We start from the raw sequence: 8,638 nt of genomic DNA, 5'->3' as shown, positions 1-8,638 counted from the left end.
GAGATAATGTCTCCCTTCGTAAGGCATATGGCCTCGAAATATGCGGATTTTACGCCCCGCGAAATAGTTATTGCGGATCTGATAAAGAAAGGGAAGTCCACCAAGGAGATGTCCCGGCTCCTCACGCTTTCGACCCGCACCATCGACATACACCGCTATAATATAAGGCGGAAACTGAACTTAAATAAGAGAAGGGTGAACCTCCAGACTTTTCTCCTCTCCCTCGCCTGAGCCGGCTTCAATACCTAAAATCTATAGGTATTAATTAAGCATATTATTGATATATGAATATTCTTCCGTACCTTCTACAATAGAAGGATAATATCTCCTTCCATTGTGTTATGGCACTGTCTTCCCGGGCCTCCGGGTCCGGGAAGACCCCCCTTGCGAGGTAATCCGTCTCCGCCCTATTTATCCCCGATCAGCCCTTTCTCCGAAAGACAGAAAATGGCCGAAAACCGCACCGATTAATTGAACGCGAACCCTTGGTTTATAAGGGTAAAACGCTATTTGTGAAATTAGGGACAAAAATAGATTGACTAACGATAACCCTTATGGTACAAAGTGGGAGATCAATAAAGTATATGGCGGCCTCAGACGATAAAAAGGACGTGCTCAAGGCGCTCATGGCCTTTGGTTCACTGGGCCTGGAGATGGGATTGTGCGTCGCCCTGGGCATAGTAATAGGATACTTTCTTGACAAGTATTTCGGGACATACCCTTACCTGTCGTTTTCGTTTCTGATGATTGGGATTTTGGCTGCCATGAAAGCGGTTTATACGGCAGCCAAAAAGATGGAAAAGGAGAATGAAAGAGACAAGCATAAATGACATCGAACGGGTAAATGTAATCGTTCTTGTGCTCGGGTCGATATTATCCGCAGTAATAATGAGAGAATTCAAATATTTCTTCAGCTTTGCCGTAGGAAGCTCCATGATGACCCTTAATTTCAGGTTCCTGAAAAAAATAATAGAAGGTGGGTTCGCGAACGGGACTATAAGCAAGAAAGAAGTTGTCATTAAACTTCCGATTAAATTTCTCGTTCTTGTAGGGCTTGTGGCTCTGGTGATGGCGTACGGGGATATAAGCGTGGCGTTTTTTCTTATCGGCCTCTCCACTGTCTTTATATCCATTGTAATCAGCCAGGTCATATCCGTTTTCAGCCCTGCAGGGAAAAGGAGGCAGAAGAATGGAGCATGAGGCATTTACCTGGGCGTCCTTGATACCCGGTCTCAAGGGGTTGCCTGCCCATGTGTCAAACGGGATTATTGCGTCGGTCATACTTCTGGCGATCGTGATCTTGGGGTATAGACAGCTCAAGAAATCCGAGGACGATGTGGTGCCGTCGGCCAAGTTCAGCTTCGGGAACCTTGTTGAAGTAATGGCCGAAGGCGTGTCGGGCATCATCGTGGATACCATGGGGCCAAGAGGAAAGGAATTCGTCCTCCTCGTGGGAACCCTTGGGCTTTTTATCCTTTTTAACAACCTTGCCGGTTTCATCCCGGGATTTCTTCCCGCCACGGATAATGTGAATACGACCTTCGCCTGTTCCCTTACCGTGTTTGTGATGACCCATTATTATGGCGTAAAGGAACATGGCATAAAGTACCTTAAGCAGTTTATGGGACCCGTGGGCTGGCTGGCGCCCATTATGATCCCCATCGAGATTGTGGGTCATATCGCGCGGCCTCTCTCGCTCGGTCTCAGGCTTTTCGGCAACATCTTCGGCGACCATTTGGTTACCGGCATCTTCTTCGGCCTGATTCCCTTTCTGCTTCCGGTGCCTTTCATGGCTCTCGGTCTGTTTGTTGCCTTCGTGCAGACCTTCGTGTTCATGATGCTGGCGATGGCATATTTTTCTGGGGCTATTTCCCATGAGGAACATTAAATAACAATACGAAAGGAGTGGGATTCAAATGAAAAAAGCTCTATTAGTCATGATGCTTCTCGGGATTTTCGTAAGTCTCTCCGTAACGGTCGCAATGGCCGCTGACGAGGGAAAGGGTCTTGACTCATCCGTCAAGCAGATGATCGCCCTGGCCGCCGGCCTGGGTATCGGTATTGCGGCAGCGGGTGGGGCAGTTGGCCAGGGTAAAGCTCTTCAGGGAGCTCTCGACGGCATAGCCAGAAATCCGGGAGCATCAGGAAAGGTCTTTACGCCGATGATCATCGGTCTGGCAATGATCGAGTCGCTGGTTATTTATTCTCTCGTCGTATCATTGCTCCTGTTCTTCAAGCTCTAGAATGCGAAAGGGGGCGGACGCCTCAGTCCGCCCCCTATTTTAGAGTAAGGGAGAGGTGTCCTGAAGCGGAGCATAGGCTTTACGCTTCAGGGCTATCCCAGCAGTAGGGCCCCTCTCATGACGGCCCCTGCGTTATTTTCAGCGCAATTCCCCTGAGGCGGTATGGCGAAAGGGGGAAGGGACGTAACTCCGGTGTGTTTCAGTGGCGTCCGGAGCGCCTCATTTATTAATTCCCTTCTTTATATCCTGTGCGCACCTGCAGCGACTACCTGCCAGGGCGGTTCTGCGCTTTGACAAAACCGGCCCGGGACGGTAAACTATCGGGTGGCAAAGTTTACCATCGCAAGTGACTATCAATTAAGCGGCGATCAGCCGGCGGCCGTGGAGATGCTTTCAAAAAACCTTGAAAAGGGCGCGCCTCACCAGGTACTTCTCGGGGTGACAGGCTCGGGAAAGACCTTTACCATGGCCAATGTGATCGAACGCGTCCAAAGGCCAACCCTCGTTATCTCCCATAACAAGACACTTGCGGCGCAGCTTTATGGGGAATTCAAGGGCCTCTTTCCCGACAATGAAGTCCATTTTTTTGTAAGCTACTATGACTATTACCAACCCGAAGCATACCTCCCCCAGTCGGATACCTACATAGAAAAGGATTCATCGATTAACGAGGAGATCGATAAGCTGAGGCTGAAGGCTACGAATGCCCTTTTCGAAAGAGACGACGTCATTATCGTGGCGAGCGTCTCGTGCATCTACGGCCTCGGTTCTCCCGAGGCGTATTACGGCATGCTCCTCTACCTGGAGGAAGGCCAGCCGGTCGACAGGAGAATTATCCTCGATAAACTGATCCAGTGCCAGTATGAGAGAAACGACCTCGATTTCTACAGGGGGAGGTTCAGAATAAGAGGCGAGAATATCGATGTCTTCCCTGCCTACGAGGAGGACAAGGCAGTTAGAATAGTGCTCGACGACCGGGGAATCACGGCCCTTTATCATATCGACCCGTTGCGGGGAGCCATTACGGAGCGCCTGAAACGGTGCACCATATATCCCACCACCCATTATGTAACTCCCAGAGAGACTATCGAGCGAGCCGTGACATCTATAGAGGCGGAGCTTAGAGACCATTTAAAGCTGCTCAAAGAAGGGAATAAGCTGCTTGAGGCGCAAAGGCTCGAGCAAAGGACGAATTATGATCTCGAGATGCTGCGGGAGATCGGGTACTGTCAGGGCATTGAGAATTATTCCCGTCATCTTACGGGAAGGTCTCCGGGGGAGCCGCCGCCCACGCTTATGGATTACTTTCCTGCCGATACCATCGTGATGATCGACGAGAGCCACGTAACAATACCCCAGCTCGTGGGAATGTATCGGGGCGACAGGGCCCGGAAGACTACGCTCGTGGAGTACGGATTCCGCCTCCCTTCCGCCCTCGATAACAGACCTCTCATGTTCGAGGAATTCGAGGCAAGGACGAAACAGGTGGTCTACGTCTCCGCGACGCCCGCCAAATATGAGTTCCAAAAAGCAAGGGGCCATATTGCGGAGCAGATTATCCGGCCTACAGGGCTCATGGACCCGGTCATCGAGATTCAACCGGCCAAGAACCAGGTCGATACACTCCTTACGGAGGTTCAAAAGGTCATCGCGAATAAGGAAAGGGTCCTGGTTACGACTTTGACCAAACGATTTGCCGAGGATCTCACCGATTATCTCCTTGATAAAGGGGTCAGGACGAAATATCTCCACTCCGATGTCGATACCCTGGAAAGGATTGCCATCGTGAGAGACCTCAGGATGGGCAAATTCGACGTCCTCGTGGGAGTCAACCTCCTCAGGGAGGGGCTCGATCTGCCGGAGGTCGCCCTCGTGGCGATTCTGGATGCCGATAAAGAGGGTTTCCTGCGCTCCGAGACTTCCCTCATCCAGACCTGCGGACGGGCCGCGAGGAATCTGAACGGACGGGTCCTCATGTTTGCCGACAAAATAACCGACTCCATGCGCAGGGCACTCGATGAGACGAACCGGAGAAGGAAGATCCAGCTGGAGTATAACGAGAAGAACGGCATTACTCCTGAAGGCATCAAAAAATCGGTGGTGGACCTCCTTTCGTCGATCTATGAAAAAGATTATTACACCATACCGACAGATGAGCTTGACGAAAAGGGTGTGACCGAGCCGAAGAAGCTCTCGAGGATGATAAAGAAGCTGAGAAAGGAGATCTCGGAGGCGTCGAAGAGATGGGACTTCGAAAGGGCCGCCCAGTTACGGGACAGGCTCCTGAAGCTGGAGCAGATGGAGATCGCCCTCTGAAAAACGTGCGGGATGGATCGCAGGGTGTGCCTGCGGTCTTACGAGATGGAGTCCATTTTATAATGGTGGCCTTTGATTAACGAATCGATGCTCGGGGTCCTGCCGGAATCGTCCGGCGTCTATGTGTTCAGAGACCGGGACCGGAAGATCCTTTATATAGGAAAAGCAAAAAACCTGAGAGACAGGGTGCGGAGCTATTTCCGTGAAGGGGGAAAGAACGCAAAAACGGAACGTCTCACGATTGCGGCGGAGTACGTGGAGGTCATCCTTACAGACAATGAAAAGGAAGCCTTTCTCCTCGAGAACAACCTGATAAAGGAGCACACCCCGAAATATAATCTCGTATTGAAAGACGACAAGACTTACGTCTCTCTGAAGCTCACGGTTCGGGATCCTTTTCCTGCAATCTACGTGACACGCAAAATAAACGAAGACGGCGCCGAATATTTCGGCCCCTATCCCCACGCCAGGGATGTGAGGGATGTATTGAAGGTCGTTCAGACCGTGTATCCTATCAGGCGATGCCGGGACACGGTTTTCAGAAAAAGGAAGAGGGCCTGCATGCTCTTCGAGCTCGGTAAGTGTCTCGGACCTTGCTCCGGCGCGGTGGACGAAGGAGCATACGGAGAGATTGTGGGCGAGCTGAGAGATTTCCTCTCGGGAAGGGATGAAAAAGTACTTAAGACCCTCGAAATTAAAATTGAAACTGCAGCGGCAGCCTGGAGATTCGAAGAGGCGAGAGTATTCAAAGAGCGGTATTTAGCCATCAAGGGGATGGTGGAGAAGCAGAACGTCCATGAACACCTGGGAAAGAACCGCGATGTGTGGGCCTTTGTTCAGGAGGGCGACGGCTTCAGGGCGGCCCTCCTCATTTTTAGAAAGGGGCTCCTCCTGTCGAAAAGAACTTTTAAAGATCATTCCGGGGCACTGGAATTAGAGGACGTCTTCTCTTCTTTTCTCTTCCAGTATTACAGTACGCGGCCTGTGCCGGAAGAAATCATCCTGTCCGAAGAGCTTCAGGATCTTGCGCTTCTCGAGAGATTCCTCAAGGAACGCAAGAGGGGGCCTGTTAAAATGTACGGCCCCGGGGCGAGAATCGCGCAGGAGATGCTGCCCATGGCGGTTGAAAACCTCCATGAACCCGAGCCCGTTCCTCAGGGGAAAGCCTTTGCCCGGGCCCTTCATCTGAGAAAAGAGCCGGCAAGGATCGAGATCTATGATATCTCCCACACAGGGGGCAAAAACCCTTCCGGGGCGATGGTGGTGTTCGAAGGATTCAAGCCGAAAAAAAGTGATTACCGTGTCTTCCACATAAAGGAAGCTCCTACTCAGGACGATGTTGCCATGATGGGCGAGGTAATAGAGAGGAGAATGAAAAACGAGAAGCTCGGACCTCTCCCGGACCTGATCATTATAGACGGAGGCAAAGGACATCTGTACGCGGTAAAGAAGATGCTCGGCTCGTTAAATATGGATATTGAAACCATAGGCATCGCCAAGGCGCAGAGAAGAAAGAGAATGGAAGACCTCATCTATCTTCCTCAAAGGAAGAATGCCCTTCCCCTGCCGAAGAACTCGCCTGTCTTCAAAGAGATCGTAAGGATGCGGGACGAGGCCCACAGGTTTGCCATATCGTCTCACAAAAAATGGAAAAGGAAAGAGGATCTCGCGTCCGACAAGAGCACGAAAAAGGATGGGTAACCCCTTTCTATCTTGTTAGATAATACGTACGTTTTTATACCGGACCGGACGGGTTCCTTTCCTCAGAAATTTTTTTTGATTTCTTTCCATCAAAGGTTGTTGTAAATTATGGATTGGTGGGGAATAGCGGACCGCACCATGATGCTCTGCAAGGGGCTTATTTAAATCCATCACATTGAAAGAGGGGCGCAGTGAGGGAAAGATCCGGTCCTCGGCAGCCGATACATTTCATCTTCTTGATTATCGCGGTAATAATCAGCCTTCATATATCGATGGATAAGGGCGGAGCCGATCCCCTGCCTTCCGGTTTCGTGGATGCCCGGGAAGTAATACCGGACCTCGCCCTCGACATCAGGTATAGAGGACCCTATAATTTCGTGGGCGAAAGGATCGACGGTTATAAGGCCCCCAAATGTATCCTCACCAGAAAAGCCGCGGAAGCGCTCAAGAAGGTGGAGGAGGATTTGAAGCCGTTCCGGCTGGCTGTGAAGGTATACGACTGTTACCGGCCCCAGAAAGCGGTCGATCATTTTGTGAGATGGGCCCGGGATGTGAATGGCACGAGGATGAAGAAGGAATTCTATCCTCTGGTGGATAAGAAAGACCTTTTCAGGGATGGGTATATTGCTGCAAGGTCGGGCCATACGAGGGGGAGCACGATCGATTTGACCATAATTTCCCGGCACGGACCGAAACAGGAAGAGTATGAACCCGGCCGGAGATTCAGCGAATGCTATCTTCCGGCGGATGAGCGATTCCCGGACAACAGTGTGGATATGGGCACGGGGTTCGATTGTTTTGATGAAAGGGCCCATCCCGCCGACAAGAGAATAGGGCTTCAACAGAGAGTGAACAGGCTTCTTTTGAGGACACTGATGGAGAAGCATGGCTTCGCCCCTTATGATAAAGAATGGTGGCATTTTACCCTCAAGGGGGAGCCTTTTGTCGACACTTACTTTAATTTTCCCGTGGAATGAGGCGTCAGCTCCGGCCGCTGAAGGAGCGGTGCAGCGGTTATGACTGCCTGTAATTGATTATGCATGAAATATTGAATGGTGGAGGTCTGTGATGATCCGTAAGAGTTTCATTTGTCTTGCCCTGTGTACGCTTTTCCTGTGCAGTGGCGTCCTTTCTGTTTCAGTGACGGCCATGGGAGCGGAAAATACCGAAGTCCTGATCGGCGGCCTTTTTTCCGTCACGGGAAATTTGAAGACCCTCGGTGAAAATAGTAAAACCGCGATGGAAATGGCGGTGGCGGATGCCAATGGCGCGGCCCAGGCCGCCGGCTCGCCGCTACGGTTCAAAGCGGCCATATACGATACCGGTCTCGACCCGACCCGCGCACTGGATGGGATCAAGACGATGGCGGGAAAAGGCGTGAAGTTCGTGATTGGTCCCCAGTCGAGCGAGGAGCTCGTAGCAGTGAAAAGCTTCGCCGATTCCTCGGGAATATTTGTCATCAGCCAATCGAGTACAGCCGGCAGCCTCGCGATCCAAAAAGATAATATTTTCCGTTTCTGTCCGACCGATGAGGTCGAGGGGGCGGCGATTGCCACCTTTATGAGGAGAGACAGGGTGAAGGTCGTGATCCCTGCATGGAGGGATGATCCGGGAAATGACGGGCTCCAGAAGGCGGTGAGGAAGGCGGTGGTTTCCATTGGAGGAAAGGTCACGGAGGGGATAAAATATTCCGCTTCGACTCAGGATTACGCTCCTATCGTGAATGGCCTTGCCGCGCAGGTGGATTCGGCAACAAAGCAAACCGGCTCAGCGTCCGTAGCGGTATATCTGGCTGGTTTCGATGAGGTCGCGGCCATATTGGCCCTTGCCTCCGACAATCCCGTCCTCAGGACGGTAAAGTGGTATGGAAATGACGGGGCCGCCTTGAGCAAGAAAATTTTGGATAATCCAAAAGCAGCGGCTTTCGCGGAAAAGACCAATTTTCTCTGTCTCATATTCGGAATCGAGGAAAATTCAAAGATAAAATGGTCATCCGTTATCTCGAGGATCGAGGAAAAGGCAGGGAGGCTCACGGATGCCTATGCCCTGGCGGCCTATGATGCGGTAAGGGTAGTTGCCGCGACCTACGTCAAAATGGGCGGCAAGGTCGATAGCACGGAGGAATTGAGGAAGACCTTTGTCAGCACCGCCAACGGGTACAGGGGGACCACGGGAAGGACAACCCTCAACGGGGCAGGAGATAGAAAATATGGGAATTACGATTTTTGGGCAGTCCGGAAAATGGGCGACGGATACCAATGGAAGCTCACGGGCAGCTATGAAGCGGAATAGGGGTTAAGAAAAGAGGAGCAGTGCGAAATGTTCGTAACGGTTGTTCCCGGAATGTAAAACCGGAAATTGAGTTCGACCGGTCGGTG

General features: G+C 51.4%; 9 protein-coding genes. All 9 read left to right on the top strand.

Translation table 11 applies throughout. From position 1 onward, the window contains the following. Positions 1–231: helix-turn-helix transcriptional regulator (locus tag VGJ94_03765; protein ID HEY3275714.1), on the top strand; the 231-nt coding region annotated here is incomplete at its 5' end. Positions 232–584: 353 nt separating this feature from the next. Beyond that, positions 585–830: an AtpZ/AtpI family protein gene (locus VGJ94_03760; GenBank protein ID HEY3275713.1), complete on the top strand. Its 246-nt coding sequence runs from the start codon at positions 585–587 to the stop codon at positions 828–830. Further along, positions 808–1,200, top strand: a complete 393-nt coding sequence (locus VGJ94_03755; protein HEY3275712.1) for an ATP synthase subunit I — start codon at positions 808–810, stop codon at positions 1,198–1,200. Before VGJ94_03760 ends, VGJ94_03755 begins: the two co-directional genes overlap by 23 nt. Continuing rightward, positions 1,190–1,888, top strand: a complete 699-nt coding sequence (gene atpB / locus VGJ94_03750) for a F0F1 ATP synthase subunit A (protein HEY3275711.1) — start codon at positions 1,190–1,192, stop codon at positions 1,886–1,888. Before VGJ94_03755 ends, atpB begins: the two co-directional genes overlap by 11 nt. Before the next feature lie 28 nt (positions 1,889–1,916). After that, entirely contained in the window at positions 1,917–2,243 is a 327-nt protein-coding gene (locus VGJ94_03745) for a hypothetical protein (protein HEY3275710.1), read from the top strand. A gap of 324 nt (positions 2,244–2,567) precedes the next feature. Beyond that, complete coding sequence (uvrB, locus tag VGJ94_03740; protein HEY3275709.1) at positions 2,568–4,559, top strand: excinuclease ABC subunit UvrB; 1,992 nt, start codon at positions 2,568–2,570, stop codon at positions 4,557–4,559. A 72-nt stretch (positions 4,560–4,631) separates the two neighbouring features. Then, a complete protein-coding gene (gene uvrC / locus VGJ94_03735; GenBank protein ID HEY3275708.1) occupies positions 4,632–6,260 on the top strand; it encodes an excinuclease ABC subunit UvrC in 1,629 nt (542 codons plus the stop codon). 191 nt (positions 6,261–6,451) lie between these two features. Next, positions 6,452–7,237 (top strand): M15 family metallopeptidase, encoded by a 786-nt coding sequence (locus tag VGJ94_03730; GenBank protein ID HEY3275707.1) that lies wholly within the window; start codon positions 6,452–6,454, stop codon positions 7,235–7,237. 91 nt (positions 7,238–7,328) lie between these two features. Continuing rightward, a complete protein-coding gene (locus VGJ94_03725) occupies positions 7,329–8,552 on the top strand; it encodes an ABC transporter substrate-binding protein (GenBank protein ID HEY3275706.1) in 1,224 nt (407 codons plus the stop codon). Positions 8,553–8,638 lie beyond the last annotated feature (86 nt).

It is taken from the genome of Syntrophorhabdaceae bacterium, from assembly GCA_036504895.1.
Lineage (GTDB): Bacteria > Desulfobacterota > Syntrophorhabdia > Syntrophorhabdales > Syntrophorhabdaceae > PNOM01.
The sequence above is the reverse complement of the archived record's forward strand: the minus strand, read 5'-3'. Positions and strand labels throughout refer to the sequence as shown.